The sequence below is a fragment of the Methanothermobacter sp. genome (assembly GCF_030055435.1).
GTDB lineage: Archaea > Methanobacteriota > Methanobacteria > Methanobacteriales > Methanothermobacteraceae > Methanothermobacter.
The window spans coordinates 81,068-95,879 of record NZ_JASFYG010000005.1; the positions used below are offsets into that span (position 1 = coordinate 81,068).

The 14,812-nt window shown below is 46.5% G+C and carries 22 protein-coding genes; 14 read left to right on the forward strand and 8 right to left on the reverse strand.

Annotated features, from left to right (window positions below):
- Positions 1 to 40: 40 nt before the first annotated feature.
- Complete coding sequence (locus QFX30_RS06940; RefSeq protein ID WP_300490063.1) at positions 41 to 1,057, reverse strand: pseudomurein-binding repeat-containing protein; 1,017 nt, start codon at positions 1,055 to 1,057, stop codon at positions 41 to 43.
- 123 nt (positions 1,058 to 1,180) lie between these two features.
- Here QFX30_RS06940 and QFX30_RS06945 point away from each other — a divergent pair, with 123 nt between their 5' ends.
- A complete protein-coding gene (locus QFX30_RS06945; RefSeq protein ID WP_300490066.1) occupies positions 1,181 to 1,357 on the forward strand; it encodes a hypothetical protein in 177 nt (58 codons plus the stop codon).
- A gap of 194 nt (positions 1,358 to 1,551) precedes the next feature.
- Here the strand turns inward: QFX30_RS06945 and QFX30_RS06950 are convergent, their stop codons facing one another.
- Positions 1,552 to 2,541, reverse strand: coding sequence for an ATP phosphoribosyltransferase (locus QFX30_RS06950; protein ID WP_300490264.1), 990 nt, complete (start codon positions 2,539 to 2,541; stop codon positions 1,552 to 1,554).
- Between the two features lie 54 nt (positions 2,542 to 2,595).
- Positions 2,596 to 3,105: a nitroreductase family protein gene (locus QFX30_RS06955; protein ID WP_300490069.1), complete on the reverse strand. Its 510-nt coding sequence runs from the start codon at positions 3,103 to 3,105 to the stop codon at positions 2,596 to 2,598.
- Between the two features lie 86 nt (positions 3,106 to 3,191).
- Between QFX30_RS06955 and QFX30_RS06960 the strand changes: the two genes are divergently transcribed.
- Positions 3,192 to 3,416 carry a TIGR04165 family Cys-rich peptide gene (locus QFX30_RS06960; protein WP_300490072.1) on the forward strand — a complete coding sequence of 75 codons (225 nt, stop codon included), beginning with the start codon at positions 3,192 to 3,194 and terminating at the stop codon, positions 3,414 to 3,416.
- 55 nt (positions 3,417 to 3,471) lie between these two features.
- On the opposite strand, the gene QFX30_RS06965 is transcribed toward QFX30_RS06960, so the two are convergent.
- The 4 genes from QFX30_RS06965 to QFX30_RS06975 all read right to left on the reverse strand — a co-directional run bounded on the left by QFX30_RS06965 (position 3,472) and on the right by QFX30_RS06975 (position 6,103).
- Positions 3,472 to 3,912: an NUDIX domain-containing protein gene (locus QFX30_RS06965; RefSeq protein ID WP_300490075.1), complete on the reverse strand. Its 441-nt coding sequence runs from the start codon at positions 3,910 to 3,912 to the stop codon at positions 3,472 to 3,474.
- A 68-nt stretch (positions 3,913 to 3,980) separates the two neighbouring features.
- The gene (locus tag QFX30_RS09075; RefSeq protein WP_367186140.1) at positions 3,981 to 4,145 is read right to left on the reverse strand and encodes a hypothetical protein; all 165 of its coding nucleotides are present in this window, start codon (positions 4,143 to 4,145) and stop codon (positions 3,981 to 3,983) included.
- On the reverse strand, positions 4,070 to 5,050 hold the full coding sequence (locus QFX30_RS06970; protein WP_300490078.1) for a sensor histidine kinase: 981 nt from the start codon (positions 5,048 to 5,050) through the stop codon (positions 4,070 to 4,072). The genes QFX30_RS09075 and QFX30_RS06970 overlap by 76 nt, the downstream gene beginning before the upstream one ends.
- A gap of 39 nt (positions 5,051 to 5,089) precedes the next feature.
- The gene (locus tag QFX30_RS06975; protein WP_300490081.1) at positions 5,090 to 6,103 is read right to left on the reverse strand and encodes a B12-binding domain-containing protein; all 1,014 of its coding nucleotides are present in this window, start codon (positions 6,101 to 6,103) and stop codon (positions 5,090 to 5,092) included.
- A 68-nt stretch (positions 6,104 to 6,171) separates the two neighbouring features.
- Here QFX30_RS06975 and QFX30_RS06980 point away from each other — a divergent pair, with 68 nt between their 5' ends.
- The 4 genes from QFX30_RS06980 to QFX30_RS06995 all read left to right on the forward strand — a co-directional run bounded on the left by QFX30_RS06980 (position 6,172) and on the right by QFX30_RS06995 (position 8,962).
- Entirely contained in the window at positions 6,172 to 6,354 is a 183-nt protein-coding gene (locus QFX30_RS06980) for a hypothetical protein (protein WP_300490083.1), read from the forward strand.
- Between the two features lie 95 nt (positions 6,355 to 6,449).
- Complete coding sequence (locus tag QFX30_RS06985; RefSeq protein ID WP_300490086.1) at positions 6,450 to 7,331, forward strand: CBS domain-containing protein; 882 nt, start codon at positions 6,450 to 6,452, stop codon at positions 7,329 to 7,331.
- A 181-nt stretch (positions 7,332 to 7,512) separates the two neighbouring features.
- Positions 7,513 to 8,415: a deoxyhypusine synthase gene (locus QFX30_RS06990; RefSeq protein WP_300490089.1), complete on the forward strand. Its 903-nt coding sequence runs from the start codon at positions 7,513 to 7,515 to the stop codon at positions 8,413 to 8,415.
- Between the two features lie 19 nt (positions 8,416 to 8,434).
- Complete coding sequence (locus tag QFX30_RS06995) at positions 8,435 to 8,962, forward strand: hypothetical protein (RefSeq protein ID WP_300490092.1); 528 nt, start codon at positions 8,435 to 8,437, stop codon at positions 8,960 to 8,962.
- A gap of 97 nt (positions 8,963 to 9,059) precedes the next feature.
- On the opposite strand, the gene pyrF is transcribed toward QFX30_RS06995, so the two are convergent.
- Positions 9,060 to 9,713, reverse strand: a complete 654-nt coding sequence (gene pyrF / locus QFX30_RS07000; protein ID WP_300490096.1) for an orotidine-5'-phosphate decarboxylase — start codon at positions 9,711 to 9,713, stop codon at positions 9,060 to 9,062.
- A gap of 209 nt (positions 9,714 to 9,922) precedes the next feature.
- Between pyrF and cbiM the strand changes: the two genes are divergently transcribed.
- The 8 genes from cbiM to QFX30_RS07040 all read left to right on the forward strand — a co-directional run bounded on the left by cbiM (position 9,923) and on the right by QFX30_RS07040 (position 14,804).
- Positions 9,923 to 10,591 (forward strand): cobalt ECF transporter S component CbiM, encoded by a 669-nt coding sequence (cbiM, locus tag QFX30_RS07005; RefSeq protein WP_300490099.1) that lies wholly within the window; start codon positions 9,923 to 9,925, stop codon positions 10,589 to 10,591.
- Between the two features lies 1 nt (position 10,592).
- A complete protein-coding gene (locus tag QFX30_RS07010; RefSeq protein WP_300490102.1) occupies positions 10,593 to 10,880 on the forward strand; it encodes an energy-coupling factor ABC transporter substrate-binding protein in 288 nt (95 codons plus the stop codon).
- 22 nt (positions 10,881 to 10,902) lie between these two features.
- On the forward strand, positions 10,903 to 11,667 hold the full coding sequence (gene cbiQ, locus QFX30_RS07015; protein ID WP_300490104.1) for a cobalt ECF transporter T component CbiQ: 765 nt from the start codon (positions 10,903 to 10,905) through the stop codon (positions 11,665 to 11,667).
- Positions 11,668 to 11,750: 83 nt separating this feature from the next.
- Entirely contained in the window at positions 11,751 to 12,587 is an 837-nt protein-coding gene (locus QFX30_RS07020; protein WP_300490107.1) for an ATP-binding cassette domain-containing protein, read from the forward strand.
- Positions 12,588 to 12,599: 12 nt separating this feature from the next.
- Positions 12,600 to 13,058 (forward strand): riboflavin synthase, encoded by a 459-nt coding sequence (gene ribC, locus QFX30_RS07025; RefSeq protein WP_300490267.1) that lies wholly within the window; start codon positions 12,600 to 12,602, stop codon positions 13,056 to 13,058.
- An 18-nt stretch (positions 13,059 to 13,076) separates the two neighbouring features.
- Entirely contained in the window at positions 13,077 to 13,661 is a 585-nt protein-coding gene (locus QFX30_RS07030) for a flavodoxin family protein (RefSeq protein ID WP_300490110.1), read from the forward strand.
- 86 nt (positions 13,662 to 13,747) lie between these two features.
- Positions 13,748 to 14,443 carry a glycosyltransferase family 2 protein gene (locus QFX30_RS07035; RefSeq protein WP_300490270.1) on the forward strand — a complete coding sequence of 232 codons (696 nt, stop codon included), beginning with the start codon at positions 13,748 to 13,750 and terminating at the stop codon, positions 14,441 to 14,443.
- A 34-nt stretch (positions 14,444 to 14,477) separates the two neighbouring features.
- Positions 14,478 to 14,804 (forward strand): DUF2304 family protein, encoded by a 327-nt coding sequence (locus QFX30_RS07040; RefSeq protein WP_300490113.1) that lies wholly within the window; start codon positions 14,478 to 14,480, stop codon positions 14,802 to 14,804.
- Positions 14,805 to 14,812 lie beyond the last annotated feature (8 nt).

Sequence of the window (14,812 nt, forward strand, 5' to 3'; positions counted from 1 at the left end):
AGTGTGGTGTTATCTTCACATTATGAGGAGCCACTCAAAATTAGATTTTCACGGATGATGGTAGCTGCATTTTCTTACTGGATGTGTGGGTTCTTGTAATCCCTGAGTACATTCTTAAGAGGTCCCTGTAGCCTATTATTCCATTTTCAAATCGTATATAGTTTGGTGCCCGCAGGTACCTTCTCATGTACCTGTTGATATCGGCTGCAAGTTTTCGGTATTGGGTCCTTGAGAGGTAACCATGGAATGTACTCTTAACACCAGGATTTGAGGGTCCCCTTACCTTCAGGTATCTTATGGGTCCGTTCATGTAGTCTGTTACCATGAGAAGGAATGTCTCTGGTCTGTAACCATTGTAGGTTCTTTTGAGTTTTCTGCCGTTTTTCAGGTCAGTGTGTATTCCATCAGCCACACGGGCCATAACTGCCGGGTCAATGTTGTGGTAGGCTATGAGTTTGCTGTTGTAGAATCTTCCATTCTTCTGAATCATCCAAGGGGTTTCATTCAGAATTCTCATGATCTCCGATGCAATGAACCGGCACTTCTCCTCCCACGAGGCATCTGGACAGTCAATGTTTGGCTGTATGATCCTGACACCTGCAGAGGTGAGGAACCTGTAGGGATACCAGATACCTGCAAAGTACTTTGTGGAGAAGTTATCGTCCCATGCCCTCCTCAGCATGTAGGTATTTTTGAGGTTGAGCCTCCCGGTGTTTACAAATATCACTCCCTTGGATGTGGTTGCTGCAAGTTTAGCGACTTCCCTCATTGCTCCGGGGCAGGAGGCTGCAAGGTAAACCGCTACTCCACCCTGAGGAGCGCAGCTTATTGCACGGCAACCCTCACCGGGGTTCGGGGCTTTGGGATCCACTGTAACGTTATGTTCGCTTCCGTTTTCAATGTAGCTTTTGATGAGGTTGAGGTTTTCAATATCAGAGGAGCAGTTACCGGTTATGCAGTCTGAGGTGAGAAATATATCAACTGCCGCTGCACCAGTGATATTCACCGAAAAAAGGACAAGGGCTGTCATCAACAGTATAATTCCCTTTAATTGCAAACTATCACCTTCACGAATCTATATTGCCACTTCTTTAAGTAATTTTTCAGAAGATTTATATAAGATGAGGTCCTACATATCAAGCCCCGAATTTTTTTCTTATAATCATTTAATGGTGATAATTTGGTTCCTGAGATAAAACAGAAGTGTTTGATCTGTGGCGAGCAGTGGATTGATGGAGAAGATGCATGTCCATACTGCGGAGGCAAAAATAAGACTGCAAGCATAGATTCCAAGAATGATCTTGCCCTGCTGAGATCACTTAACAGCATCCTGAAAAAGGAAAAGGTTTCAGAGTAAATCTCTCAAACCTTTTTATTTTCTGAAAAATCAGATAGTCCATATCTGCACTATTTTACGTTTTCCCGTACTATTGCTGATTCTTTAAGCCTATCTTATGTACTGTTTCACATTTTCCCGTACTATTGCTGATTCTTTAAGCCTATCTTATGTACTGTTTTACGTTTTCCCGTACTATTGCTGATTCTTTAAGCCTATCTTATGTACTGTTTTACGTTTTCCCGTACTATTGCTGATGCTCCGAAGCCCTTTATCTCTTCAAGCATTTCAGGGAATCGCTTTTTATCTATGAGGACGTTGATCTGTGAAAATTCCCTTCCTGGAACAACGGTTGGCTCATCTGAGCAGTACTTCATCTTCATAAGGAACTCAACCACATCCTCTGCCCTGTGGTTTGCTATGTTGAATTTAACATCAAAGTAGTTCCTTGCCTTGGTGGCACCGTAGAGCTGTTTGAATATCATCTCAGCCTTTTCAAGTTTTTCACCGGTGCATGATGGTCCTGCATAGAGCCCGGCGCTTGATTCCATTATTGTATCAATTATTTTGAGTCCAGCCTTTCTAAGACTGCTCCCTGTCTGGGTGTTGTCCACTATCAGATCTGCGCCCTTGGCGATGTAAACCTCGGTTGCACCATCAGAGTTTATTATCTGGACCATTTCATTGTCGCCATCCCTGAGGCCCCTTATCTGCACCACGGGTCTTGAGTCACCGAAGAGTTCCCTGTAGCCGGCATTCTTCATGAAAAAGTCCCTTGTGAGGTTGGGATACTCTGTAAAACAGAGTATGGGGGTTTTTCTATCAGCATTTTTCAGGAAGAAATCCTCCAGTGATGTGTAGGGTTCCTCTCTGGGTAGGGCAACTATAAGCCTTGTCTGACCGTAATCAAGGTCCCCTATCTTTTTTATGGACTCGTCACCACTGTTTATGGATTCCTCACGAACCCAGTCCTCGCCGATTATTGCAATATCGAGCATTCCACGGTTAAGCTCCACAGGGGCACTCTGGGGTCTTGTGAGGTAAGCCTTTATTTCAGGATCGTTGGTGATCTCTATTTCATTCTCTTCACGTCCAGGTTCATAGCCTTTAACCTCATAACCGGCGTCCTTGAAGAGCCTGTAGGTGTTTCCACGGTTAACATTATTCAAACTACCTTTGGGTAATCCCAGAATTATCTTCATAATTTCACCTGAATCGGTTGATGATCTTAACTTAATGTCCAGGTCTATCAAAATTTCTTACCATTTATCAATGTGTATTCTTTCAGGGTCAAACAGGTCCCTTGTCCCCGGGTCCTCTGCAGGGTAACCTATGGGTATCACTGAGAATGGTATAACGTGGTCTGGAATCTGGAATAGTCTCCTTATGCCCTCAACACGGTCTTCAAGGGGGTATATGCCTGTCCAGACCGCACCAAGACCAAGGGAGTGGGCTGCAAGCAGTATATTCTGTGAAGCAATGGAGCAGTCCTGCACCCAGAATCCAGGGAATTTTTCAAGGCTGGTGTCACAGCATACTATGATTGCAACGGGGGCATCCTTTACCATGGTCCCGTAGGGATGCACCTCTGGTATCTTCTTAAGCATATCCCTGTTTTTCACTACTATGAAGTGCCAGGGTCTCTGATCAACCGCTGATGGTCCGCACATGGCCGCCTCTAGGATTTTATGGAGCATTTCATCTGGCACATCTTTCTTCCTGTATTTTCTTATGCTTCGTCTTGTTTTAATTGCTTCGAGGACTTCCATTTTCCTCACCTAAAACCTATATGGATGGTGACCTTTATATGTTGGAAGGTTCATAGTAGTTCTATAGAATACGAACGAGTGGTAACATGAGGGTCGAAGATTTAAAAAAACCGTGTCCTGAGTGCGGTGAAGTGGATAAGGATGTCTCAACGGTTAAATACCCCCAGAATAAGGAAAAACTTAAAGAGGCAGGCATACCTGAGGATCAGGAGATAGTTGGGGCCATAAAGTGCAGTAAATGTGGATATGTGTTTGAGTACTGTGGAGAAGGGAGCTGCAGCATAGAGGTTAAAAAGGTTTCAATTGATTAGGGATTAGGGAGTTTCATTGGTGGATGTTTAATAAGCCTTTAGATTCATTGCCTTCTTATGAATCCGAGGATATTCTGAATGACCCTCCACTTTTTCTTTCTACCTTCATGTCCTTCACAAAGTCTGCTAGCCAGTCTGCAAGTCTGTATTTCGAAAGACCAGCCGGTTCAACCCATGCAAAGCCCTCATGTTCGTGGCTCAGCTTCACGTTACCCGAGGCTTTGCACCTGATTATTATATGAACAGCGTTTATTATCGGGAACTTCTGTTCAACAACCCCCATGACATCACAGGGGGTTATTTCAAGGCCGGTTTCCTCCCTGACCTCCCTTTTAAGGGCCTCCTCAAGGGACTCGCCGGTACCCACCTTTCCACCGGGAAGCTCCCATGTGGATGGGTTGGTCTTTGAATTTTCAGATCTTTTTATTATGAGGACCCTTCCATTATCATCCTCAATGAATGCCCTGACCGCCAGTATATAAACACTTCCCACCATAAAAATCCCCATTTATGATTGGGGCTCCAAATATATAAGCGGGGATATCGCTTGCAATGGGCGCCTGACTACTTCCACTCCCTGAACTCAATTGAGAAACGGGTCCCACCCTCTGATTCAACTTTTAGGTTGCCATTTATCTGATCAGTAAGGCTTTTTACAAGCTGCATACCCATACTGGATGTGCTGTGGAGGTCAAAGTTCTCGGGAAGACCCACGCCGTCATCTTCCACTTCAAGAATGTAACTGCCATCCTTTTTTTAAATGAAACCCTTATTTTACCTTTCTTTCCCTCAGGGAATGCATGTTTGATTGCATTTATGAAGAGCTCATTTACGATGAGTGCCAGAGGGACAACCGTGTTTATATCGAGTTCAGCTTCATCTATATCTGTCTCAAGGGCTATGCGGCCCGGATCCGATAGGAATGTCTGGTAGAGGTCCCTCACAAGTCCCCTAAGGTATTCACCGAAGTCCACTCTCCTGTGTTTACCTGAAGTGTAAAGCCGCTCATGAAGCATGGCCATTGCTCTGGCCTTTGACTGGGCCTCCCTGAAGAGCATGAGATCATCCCTATCCTTCACATACCTTGACTGGATGTTGAGGATACTTGAGATTATCATGAGGTTGTTCTTGACCCTGTGGTTTATCTCCCGTAGAAGCATCTCCTTCTCCTTGAGGGCTCTCTCCAGTTCCAGGTTCTTCTTTAGAAGTTCTCTTCTGGCTGCAGAGAGCTGGTTGTTGAGCCTTGTGAGTTCATCAAAAAGTTCTTCCTTCACATCCCCACCAGCATATGGAACCATTTCTGGTGTTTCAGGCAGCTCAGTATCAATAAGGTGGTAGATTTTTATCATATCTTCCCTTCTAGCTGCACCGACAACATAGATCCTTTCATCAGCCATGAAACCTGAAAAGTGGTAGGTCTTAAGGTTCTTTAAATTCAGTTCCCAGTTGTATTCAGCCCCTTTATCATTGATCTCCTGGATGAAAAGGGAGGCCTTTGCCTGGCTACCCATGTCCATGAGGTCAACGAAGGATTCAATGGTCAGGGGTATGTCGGATCCATGGTCTATTATCTTTTCAATGGATCCGTCCTTCCTCAGGATAAGGAAAACACCCTCAAGTCCATTATTATTCATCTTATAACCCTCAATAGCCTAAAGTCTAAACAGGATCTCCTATTCTTTTTTCAAGAATTCTTCAGCCACCCTCACGGCGCTGGAGGCACTGGCGGCGTGTAGGTCAGCTCCGACCTTCCTCCAGAGTTCAGTGTCCACATTGAATGGGTAGCCACCTACCATTACAGGGGGAGAATCATCCAGCTCCCCAAGCAGTTTTATGAGACTTCTCACATGTCCAACGTTGAATGTCATGGTGGCTGATACAGCAACAAGGTCAGGCTTCAATTCATCCACCATCTTCCTGAAATCCTCTGGCGGTGTGCTTGCCCCCAGGTAAACAGAATCCCAGCCATTGATTTCAAAGAAATCACTGACCATCCTTATTCCTATCTCATGAAGCTCATTGTTGACACATCCAGCAACAAGTCTGAGGTTTTTCCGCTCTGATGCCTGGTATATGTAGGGGTAGAGTTCTGACATTATCATCTGCGTAACTGATGTTGCGTAGTGTTCATGGGCGACCGATATCTGGTTGGTCTGCCATAGCCTGCCAATTTCATGCTGGACAGGCTCAAAAACATAGAGGTATACGTCTTTCACATTCACGCCTGACTTCAGGGATGAGATTATGAGGTCCCGGGCCTTTTTTGCCTCCGTATTCAGAACAAGTTCAAGGTACTTCTCTGCAAGGTCCCTCAGGGGCTGATCCCTGATGTAGCTTTGTGGTTTATGTTCCATTTCAAGTTTCCTGAGGGAACCTGAGATGTAACTGGAAGCAATGGAAGCGGATTCATTATCTAGAATTTCAACTATAGCCTTTTCTATACTTTTAAGCGAACCCCTGAGGCACTCTTCAGGGAGTCCAAGGTTCCTCAGAAGGATATCGGCCCAGAGGACATAGTCCTCAAAGAGTTCTGGACTTGAATTTCTGATGGCTTCCTCCAGGTAGTCTAGATGGTAATTTATGTCCTGTACGCAGAGCTCCTTATCTTCAGGTCTTACAAGACCATTACCCTTAAGATCGTCATATACGGCTGATACAAGGGATTCCCTTGAAATATTGATCTCCATTAACAGCACCCCAACCTATTTAAGTTGAAAGTTAAATAAGAGATTTATCATTTTTTGCAGTGTTAAATATGAAGTCAGTGGAAGGTTTCAGAATAATTTCGACCACAGGAGAATGTCCGGAATGTGTCTACAGATGCGAGGTTGTCCTTGAGGATCTTGGAGAGATTAAACTTTACTGCAGGCACCCCAGGGGGCCGGGTAGCCCCGCACACTGCATATACTTTAAGAGGGATAGGAAAATCAGCAGATGATCAGCTTTTAGAATTTATAATTGATACAACATAAAAAAACATATTAATTAAAAATAATTATAATTATTATTCATAATAGATCATCAGGTGTTAAGATGCTTACCTCTGTTCAGAAGGAAATACTCCAGACACTCATCAACCTCTACAGGAATTCAAACGGCAAATCCATTAAGGGTGAGGAGATAGCAGCCATAATGAACCGCAATCCAGGCACGATAAGGAACCAGATGCAGTCCCTTCGCAGCCTGGGACTTGTGAAGGGTGTTCCCGGACCTCGTGGGGGATACAAGCCAACCATAAAGGCCTACCATCAGCTGAACATATCATCAAGTGGGAGGGAAACAGCCGTCCCCATCTACAGGGGCGGTGAGAGAATCGATGACCTTTCTGTTGCAAAGATAGAGTTCACAAGCATCCCTGACCCAGGGGAGTGTGAGGCCGCAATAAAACTGGTTGGCAGCATAAGGAAACTTGACCTGGGCGATAGGGTTCGCATAGGCCCAACACCTGTTAACAAACTCATTGTTGACGGGGTTGTTGTGGGAAGGGATGATATGGACAACATAATCCTCCTGGACACCACCGCCATAAGGAGCATACCCAAGAGGACGGTTGAGGAGGTTGCAACCCGTGAACTTGTGACACTCCCCCCTGATATCAGTGTTAAGGATGCCGCTGTTAAGCTCTCTTCACTGGGAATCGAGGGAGCCCCGATAGTAGAGGGCGATGAGGTGAAGGGGATAGTTACCCTCAGTGACATAACAGCATCCATAGCGGAGGGTACCGAGAACCTGCCTGTTTCAGAGATTATGTCAAAGAATATAATAACGGTTAAACCTGAAATGTTGATATCTGATGCAATAGAGATCATGAACAAACACAATATAGGGAGACTGATCGTTACAGACAGTGAGGGTAAACTTTCAGGTATAATAACCCGTACGGATATCCTTGACAGTATAGCGGGTCTCGATTGAGACTCAGTTTTTTGATTTTAATTAAATATACTGCAAAATCAGATCATACTGGATATCTGAATATTTTAATAGAGATCTGAATATATATCAATGTGCAATAATTCTGTAGTTTTCTGGGTGTTCATGAGGAGTTAACTGTATTTATCACTAACAGGAAGTGTTACTTTTGAATGTGAATCATATGAATATAAAAGCTGATATGAAGGCATGGGACCTTATAAGGGAGATGGGGCGATCAGGGGTCCTTGGAGCAGGCAGGGTCCACAGGGCAGCAGAACTGCTCCGTGAGATGATTGATGACAGTGAAATGGCTTTATTCATGAGTGTTGCAGGACCACTGGTGCCCGGCGGAATGAGGAGGATCATAAGGGATCTCATAGATCAGAAAGTTATATCAGCACTCATAACAAGCGGGGCTAACCTTACCCATGACCTACTTGAGGCCTTTGGAGGGGCACATTACAGGGAATATGGATTCGATGATGAAAGGCTTCATGAGGAGGGGATAGGTCGTATAGGTGACATATACACAAGGTCTGAGGACTTTGAGGTCTTTGAAGCCAGGATGCAGGACATTTTCTCATCCATATTCAAATCAAAACCCCATATTTCAATTCAAGAGCTCATTGACGAGATAGGGGGGCATCTGAAGGATGAGATGTCCATCATAAGAACGGCCCACCTGAGGGGTGTTCCCATCTATGCCCCCGGGATCATTGACAGCATGCTTGGCCTCCAGCTCTGGATGTACACACAGGACAACAGGATATGCTTAGATGCTGTTAGGGATATGCACAGCCTCTCTGACCTTGTGTTCAGTCATGAGAGGATAGGGGCTGTTATACTTGGAGGGGGACTTCCAAAGCATTACACACTGGCATCCACACTCCTAAGGGGTGGTGTGGATGCTGCGATCCAGATAACCATGGATCGAAGTGAAACTGGAAGCCTCAGCGGTGCCCCCCTTGAGGAGGCCAAGTCCTGGGCCAAGGCACAGGCTGGTTCGAATCTTGTAACTGTGATTGGGGATGCAACGGCCCTTTTTCCACTTATACTTTCAGCTGCACTTTCTGACAGTGATTGATTGGGTTTGAGGTCCTTTCATGATTGAACTTCTTTTTCCTGTTTCAGGTTTCCTTATGAAGGTTGCGGATGAAGCCGAGGATGAGTGGGGAAGGCCCTTCACAGGCATGGTTGCCGGTGCCCTCTGTGGGCTTTCATCTGGTGTTCTCTCCACTGCTGAGAACGCCGCTGCATCTATATTTATCGGGATATTTGCAGGCACCCTCATATCATGTAAGATAGACTGCCCGAGCCATGTGCTTGCTGCAGTGGTATTCCTTCTGGTCCTTTTTTTGGGTGGTGTGCCCTCACTGAGCATCCCCGCTCTTGTTGCATGTACAGCGGGAGCCTACATTGATGAATATGGCAATGACAATCCACAGGTATACAAAAAGGGCCGTTTTTTCAGATTTTTCTTTGATTACAGGTTCTCCCTCAAGGCTGTAATAGTTCTCCTTGCTGTTATTTCACTGCTTGGGGTTTCAGATACAGGTTTTGGTCCTGCGACGGTCCTTTTTTTCATCCTCTTTGAGGCCGCCTACGAAATTGCAGGAAGAATCAGGATTTAGGAGTTCGATATGGTTCTTATCTTGTTGTTTAGGATAGGTGGATAAATGGTTTGATAGCTATTTATGGTCTTGAGGAACACTAAAAGTTAAAAATGAATTATTCACCTCTTATTGAATCCAGAATCTCACCTGTAGCAGCAGCGGGGTCCTCTGCAAGGTAAATTGACCTTCCAACGATAACAGCATCTGCAAATTTCAGTGTTTCAGATGGGTCACCACCCTGGGCACCCACACCGGGTGATATGAGGAATGCTTCGGGGCCAATGATCTCCCTGAGTCTTGAAAGCCTCTCTATCCTTGTGGAGGGGCCCACATAGTTTTTAACACCCAGTTCAACGCCCATCTCAGCTATTCTATCTGCAGATCCCTGTAGGAACATCTCTGCACCTGGATGTGACATCTCTGTCAGCAGGAAAACGTCCCTTTTCATTTCATCTGCAACATCCAGGCATGCACTTACACTATCTGCACCTGTGAATCCATGTACTATCACAGCATCGGCCCCTGCCCTGAAGGTGGCCCTGCATATCTTCTCATTGGTTTCAGGTATATCAGCCACCTTGAAATCGGCTATAACCCTGCACCCAAAGTTCTCCCGGAACTCCCCGATAACCTCAATACCCGCAGAGAGTACGAGGGGGTAACCTATCTTAACCGTGTCAATGTATTTGGCAACCTCTCCTGTGACCCTCAGGGCTTCACCGGGGTCCATGAGGTCCATTGCAAGGATGAGTCTGTTTTTGATTTTCATGTTAACCACTCTATTGGAGTTATGTTATCTATTTTGCTGGGATGATATGTTTGATGGTTTGTGATAGTGGAATGAGAAGGGGAGTTGTGTTATTCATTTCTGCCCCCATGTGACTCTCAAGAAAACTTTAATTTAAATCAGAAATTATAGAAAATATTATATACTCATATCTTAAAGTTTACTTTAGAAGGATTCAAGAAGGTGATAAATTGCATATCATGGAAGGATTCCTGCCACCTGAGTGGTGTCTCTTCTGGTATCTGCTATCGGCACCTGTCATAGTTTATGGTTTAATAAGGATAATAAGGATTTCAGATGAAAAACCCGAGGCAAAACCGCTTCTTGCTGTCAGCGGCGCCTTCATGTTTGTCCTATCATCCCTTAAACTTCCATCTGTAACCGGTAGCTGTTCACACCCCACAGGTAATGGTCTCGGAGCCGTGCTCTTCGGCCCTGCAGTCACATCTGTAATGGCACTCATTGTTCTCCTATTCCAGGCGCTGCTCCTTGCCCATGGGGGCATAACAACCCTGGGGGCAAACGTGTTCTCCATGGGTATCATTGGCCCGGTCTGTGCCTGGGGAATCTACAGGATCACAAGGTCAGCCATACCCTCATCTGCAGCGGTCTTCCTTGCAGCATTTCTGGGTGACCTCATGACCTATGTGACAACATCCATCCAGCTTGCAGTTGCATTCCCCAAACCAGGGTTCATGGAGGCCCTTATGAAGTTCATGGTGATATTCGCCTACACCCAGCTCCCACTGGCGGTTGCCGAGGGCCTTCTCACAGTGGTTATATTTGAGAACATCCTCAAGCTCAAGCCGGATATAATGGAAAAACTGCAGATTATAGGAAAACCTGCCTTGGAGGGTTAAAATGGATAAAAGACACATCATAATGCTTATTACAGTTGCGGTGATTGCCATAGCACCCCTTGTAATCTACAGTGGCCTTGGAGAGGATCAGGGATACTTTGGAGGGGCAGATGACAGTGCCGGCGAGGCAATATCTGAAACAGGATATGAACCCTGGTTCCAGCCCATATGGGAGCCGCCGAGTGGTGAGATAGAGAGCCTGCTATTTGCTCTCCAGGCCGCCATAGGCGCCCTCATAATCGGATACGTATTTGGCTACTACAGGGGGAGGGGAGAATCCCCTGAATAAAATTTTTCCATGGTGAAGGACGATGAACATATCTGTTGACCACTATGCACATACCAATGGCCTCAGAAACATGAGCCCGGGCTTTAAGATGGCCCTGGCCATTATCACGATGCTCATTTCAGTCCTATCACCAAACCCTGTTATACCCCTCATCATCGCATTTTTAATGACACTCCTGATTCTCTTTGCAGCGGATATACCCGCCTCATACTACCTGCGGTTTGCCGCCATCCCGGTGGGATTCGGTGTCCTGACACTCGTGCTCATGGCGCTATTCTTTGGTGTGGACCCCCTTGTAACATTCATGGGCCTCAGGGTCTACAGTGACGGCCTGCAGACAGGTATTCTCGTATTCTCAAGGATACTCGGCGGTTTTTCTTGCCTTGCATTCCTTGCACTCACGACACCCCTCAATGAGATCTTCCATGAACTTGGAAGGCTGGGTCTTCCAGCGGCTTTCATTGAGATAGCCCTCCTCATGTACAGGTCCATATTTGTTTTCCTTGAGGAAGCATCGGTGATGTATAATGCCCAGGATTCAAGGCTAGGCTACAGTGGTATTAAAAATTCCTATAGATCCCTAGGCCTCCTTGCAGGTAACCTCTTTATAAGGTCGTGGCTGAGGGGTGAGACGGTGTACCGTTCCATGGAGGCGAGGTGCTATCAGGGGGCCATGCCGTCCATCAGAAGGCAGTCCATTGGAACCCGTGAAGCGGTTATGCTAGTATTATTTGATGGCTTACTTTTAGCGGGGCTTCTTTTCACATCAAATGGCGGGATTTTCTGATCCGTCCAGAAGATCACCACCGGGGCACAGTTAAATATTAAATGAACACTATTCATCATATGGTCAGTTTCTGTGGTGTGAACATGAAGATTATTGAGGCAGTAAATGTAAGGTATACCTACCCGGATGGCACCGAGGCACTGAAGGGTATAAATTTCCATGCCAGAAGGGGTGAGGTGGTTGCTCTTCTCGGCCCCAACGGGGCAGGAAAGTCCACACTCTTCCTTCACTTCAACGGCATACTGCAGCCAACCAGCGGGAAGGTACTGGTGGATGGGAAGGAAATCGACTACAGTAAATCAGGGCTCATAGAAGTCAGGCAGAAGGTTGGAATTGTGTTCCAGAATCCTGATGACCAGCTGTTCGCACCAAGGGTTGACGAGGACGTTGCATTCGGGCCCCTCAACATGGGACTTGATGAGGACGAGGTTAAGGAGAGGGTTAAGGACGCCCTGCGAAAGGTGGGAATGTCAGGCTACGAGGACAGACCCCCCCACCATCTGAGTGGAGGTGAGAAGAAGAGGGTTGCAATAGCAGGTATACTGGCCATGAAACCTGATATAATGATACTTGATGAGCCAACCTCCGGCCTTGACCCCCGCGGGGCATCGCAGATACTCAGACTTCTCCATGAGCTGAATGAGGAGGGCATGACCATAATAATATCCACCCATGATGTTGACCTGGCACCCCTCTACTCGGACAGAATATACATAATAAGCGGGGGAGAGATAATAAGTGATGGAACACCCGGAGATGTTTTCTCAGATATAGACACCATAAGGGGAGCCAATCTCCGTCTTCCAAGGATAGCGCATCTGGTGGAGATACTTCAGAAGGAGGATGACCTCCCATTTGGGGAACCATACCCCCTCACGATCGGGGAGGCTAGGAGAAAACTCCGTGAACAGCTGAAATAGGGTGATATCATGATAAAGGTCGGGATCTGTGATACAACCTTTGCAAGGTATGATATGGGTGGTGCAGCCATCGATGAGATTAAAAAGCATGCCACAGGTATAAAGATCATAAGGAGAACCGTCCCCGGGATAAAGGACCTTCCGGTGGCCTGCAAAAAATTAATCGAGGAGGAAGGCTGTGAAATGGTCATGGCCCTCGGGATGCCGGGTCCAGAGGAGAAGGATAAGGTATGTGCCCATGAGGCATCCACTGGCCTCATACAGGCTCAGCTTATGACAAACACCCATATACTTGAGGTATTTGTCCATGAGGATGAGGAGGATAATCCCGAGGATCTAAAGGTCCTTGCAGATAACAGGGCAAGGGAACATGCCCAGAACCTCATCATGATGCTCTTCAGGCCAGAACGGCTGACACGTGATGCAGGGATGGGTATGCGTGAGGGCAAACCTGATGTGGGGCCCCTCTAAAAATTGGAGGTGTATCTGATGGTTAAGGTTATTGGAATCTGTGGAAGTCCAAGAAAAAATGGTAACACTGAGATTCTGCTCAGGGAGGCCCTTGAGGCCGCTGCAAGTGAGGGTGCTGAAACCGAGCTTGTGAGGCTCGCAGGCAGGGATATAAACCCCTGCAGGGCCTGTGACTCATGTAAGACTAAAGGGGAATGCGATATCGACGATGACCTCAATGAGGTGATTGAGCTCGCAGCAGAGGCTGATGGGATAATAATAGGGAGCCCCGTGTACTTTGGCTCTGTAACAGCCCAGACCAAGATGTTCATGGACAGGACGAGGCCCCTCAGAAGCAATTTCAGATTATCAGATAAGGTTGGGGGTGCAGTAACTGTTGGGGGCTCAAGGAACGGCGGCCAGGAGACCGCGTGTGGCGATATACACAACTTCTTCCTGATACATGAGGCTGTTGTTGTGGGTGATGCAGCACCAACAGCCCACTACGGAGGTACAGGTGTCGGCGGTGCAAAGGGGGACTCTGCAGAGGATGCAACGGGTATCGAGACATCCAGGAACCTTGGAAGAAAGGTAGCCTCACTTGCAATGAAGATTCATGGTTAATTGAGGTATGAGTATTCGCTGTTTGATGTACCATGCCACATAATCCCATGGAGATTCATGGTTAATTGAGGTATGAGTGAATGCCAATGGAATCGATACCAGGGAATGTCACTGTGGTTGTGCCGGCCTATAATGAGGAGAAGACCATAGAGGATGTCCTGAAGGCCCTTCTTGAAAGGGGTTACAGGGTTCTCGTTGTTGACGACGGCTCAAGGGACTCAACTCCAGAGATACTCAAGAGGATGTCCTCTAGGGATGACAGGTTATCTGTCTATACCCACGTCATAAACAGGGGCCTCGGGGCGGCCCTGAGGACGGGCATCAGGGCGGCCCTGAAGGAGGGGGCAGACTACATGGTGACCTTCGATGCCGATGGACAGCATGATCCCGACGACATTGAGAGGGTCTTAAAACCTCTCCTGGAAGGTTCTGCAGATGTGGTTATTGGAAGGAGAGATTTCACGGATATGCCCCTCTCAAGGAACCTTGGGAACACCATAATGAACCTCCTCACTCTCCTCTTCTATGGGTGCAGGGTCTCGGATTCCCAGTCAGGTCTCCGGGCCTTCACATCCAGGGCGGCATCACTTATTGATATAAAAAGCAGGGGCTACGGTGTTTCATCAGAGATAATCGGGGAGATCCGCAGAAATGACCTCAGGATGGATGAAGTTACCATAAGGACCATATACACGCCTGAGACAATTGCCAAGGGGACAAGCACGTCGGTGGGTATAAGGATACTCCTGAGGCTTCTGCTCAATATATTCCGGAAGGTTTAGGTTTTTTAAGTGTGATATTTAAGGCGGTGTGTTCATGATATACCAGGTTCTGGGAATTTTAATTGGAATTGCAGGGATACTGATATCTATTCTCAGGTTCAGGGATTCAAGGACATCTCCCGGTGGCCTCATATTGTGGCTGATACTCTGGGTTTCTGTCATATTCTTTTCACTGAGACCTTCATTTTCGACTAAAATTGCAAACCTCCTTGGGATAGGTAGAGGACTTGATTTTCTCCTCATAATAGGCATACTGGGAGCTTACTACATTTTATTCAGGATATACTTGATTGTGGACAAGCTACATGAGGAAATAACAGAAATTGTGCATGAGATTGCACTTAGAGGTGATGATGAGTAGATCCACTT

Excerpts from the sequence above, each read along its gene's own strand:
- QFX30_RS06955 (WP_300490069.1), bottom strand. The coding sequence starts at position 3,105 with ATGGAAGTCCTCGAAGCAATTAAAACAAGACGAAGCATAAGAAAATAC.
- QFX30_RS06960 (WP_300490072.1), top strand. The coding sequence starts at position 3,192 with ATGAGGGTCGAAGATTTAAAAAAACCGTGTCCTGAGTGCGGTGAAGTG.
- QFX30_RS06965 (WP_300490075.1), bottom strand. The coding sequence starts at position 3,912 with ATGGTGGGAAGTGTTTATATACTGGCGGTCAGGGCATTCATTGAGGAT.
- QFX30_RS06970 (WP_300490078.1), bottom strand. The coding sequence starts at position 5,050 with ATGAATAATAATGGACTTGAGGGTGTTTTCCTTATCCTGAGGAAGGAC.
- QFX30_RS06975 (WP_300490081.1), bottom strand. The coding sequence starts at position 6,103 with ATGGAGATCAATATTTCAAGGGAATCCCTTGTATCAGCCGTATATGAC.
- QFX30_RS06980 (WP_300490083.1), top strand. The coding sequence starts at position 6,172 with ATGAAGTCAGTGGAAGGTTTCAGAATAATTTCGACCACAGGAGAATGT.
- QFX30_RS06985 (WP_300490086.1), top strand. The coding sequence starts at position 6,450 with ATGCTTACCTCTGTTCAGAAGGAAATACTCCAGACACTCATCAACCTC.
- QFX30_RS06990 (WP_300490089.1), top strand. The coding sequence starts at position 7,513 with ATGAATATAAAAGCTGATATGAAGGCATGGGACCTTATAAGGGAGATG.
- QFX30_RS06995 (WP_300490092.1), top strand. The coding sequence starts at position 8,435 with ATGATTGAACTTCTTTTTCCTGTTTCAGGTTTCCTTATGAAGGTTGCG.
- pyrF (WP_300490096.1), bottom strand. The coding sequence starts at position 9,713 with ATGAAAATCAAAAACAGACTCATCCTTGCAATGGACCTCATGGACCCC.
- QFX30_RS07010 (WP_300490102.1), top strand. The coding sequence starts at position 10,593 with ATGGATAAAAGACACATCATAATGCTTATTACAGTTGCGGTGATTGCC.
- cbiQ (WP_300490104.1), top strand. The coding sequence starts at position 10,903 with ATGAACATATCTGTTGACCACTATGCACATACCAATGGCCTCAGAAAC.
- QFX30_RS07020 (WP_300490107.1), top strand. The coding sequence starts at position 11,751 with ATGAAGATTATTGAGGCAGTAAATGTAAGGTATACCTACCCGGATGGC.
- QFX30_RS07030 (WP_300490110.1), top strand. The coding sequence starts at position 13,077 with ATGGTTAAGGTTATTGGAATCTGTGGAAGTCCAAGAAAAAATGGTAAC.
- QFX30_RS07035 (WP_300490270.1), top strand. The coding sequence starts at position 13,748 with ATGGAATCGATACCAGGGAATGTCACTGTGGTTGTGCCGGCCTATAAT.
- QFX30_RS07040 (WP_300490113.1), top strand. The coding sequence starts at position 14,478 with ATGATATACCAGGTTCTGGGAATTTTAATTGGAATTGCAGGGATACTG.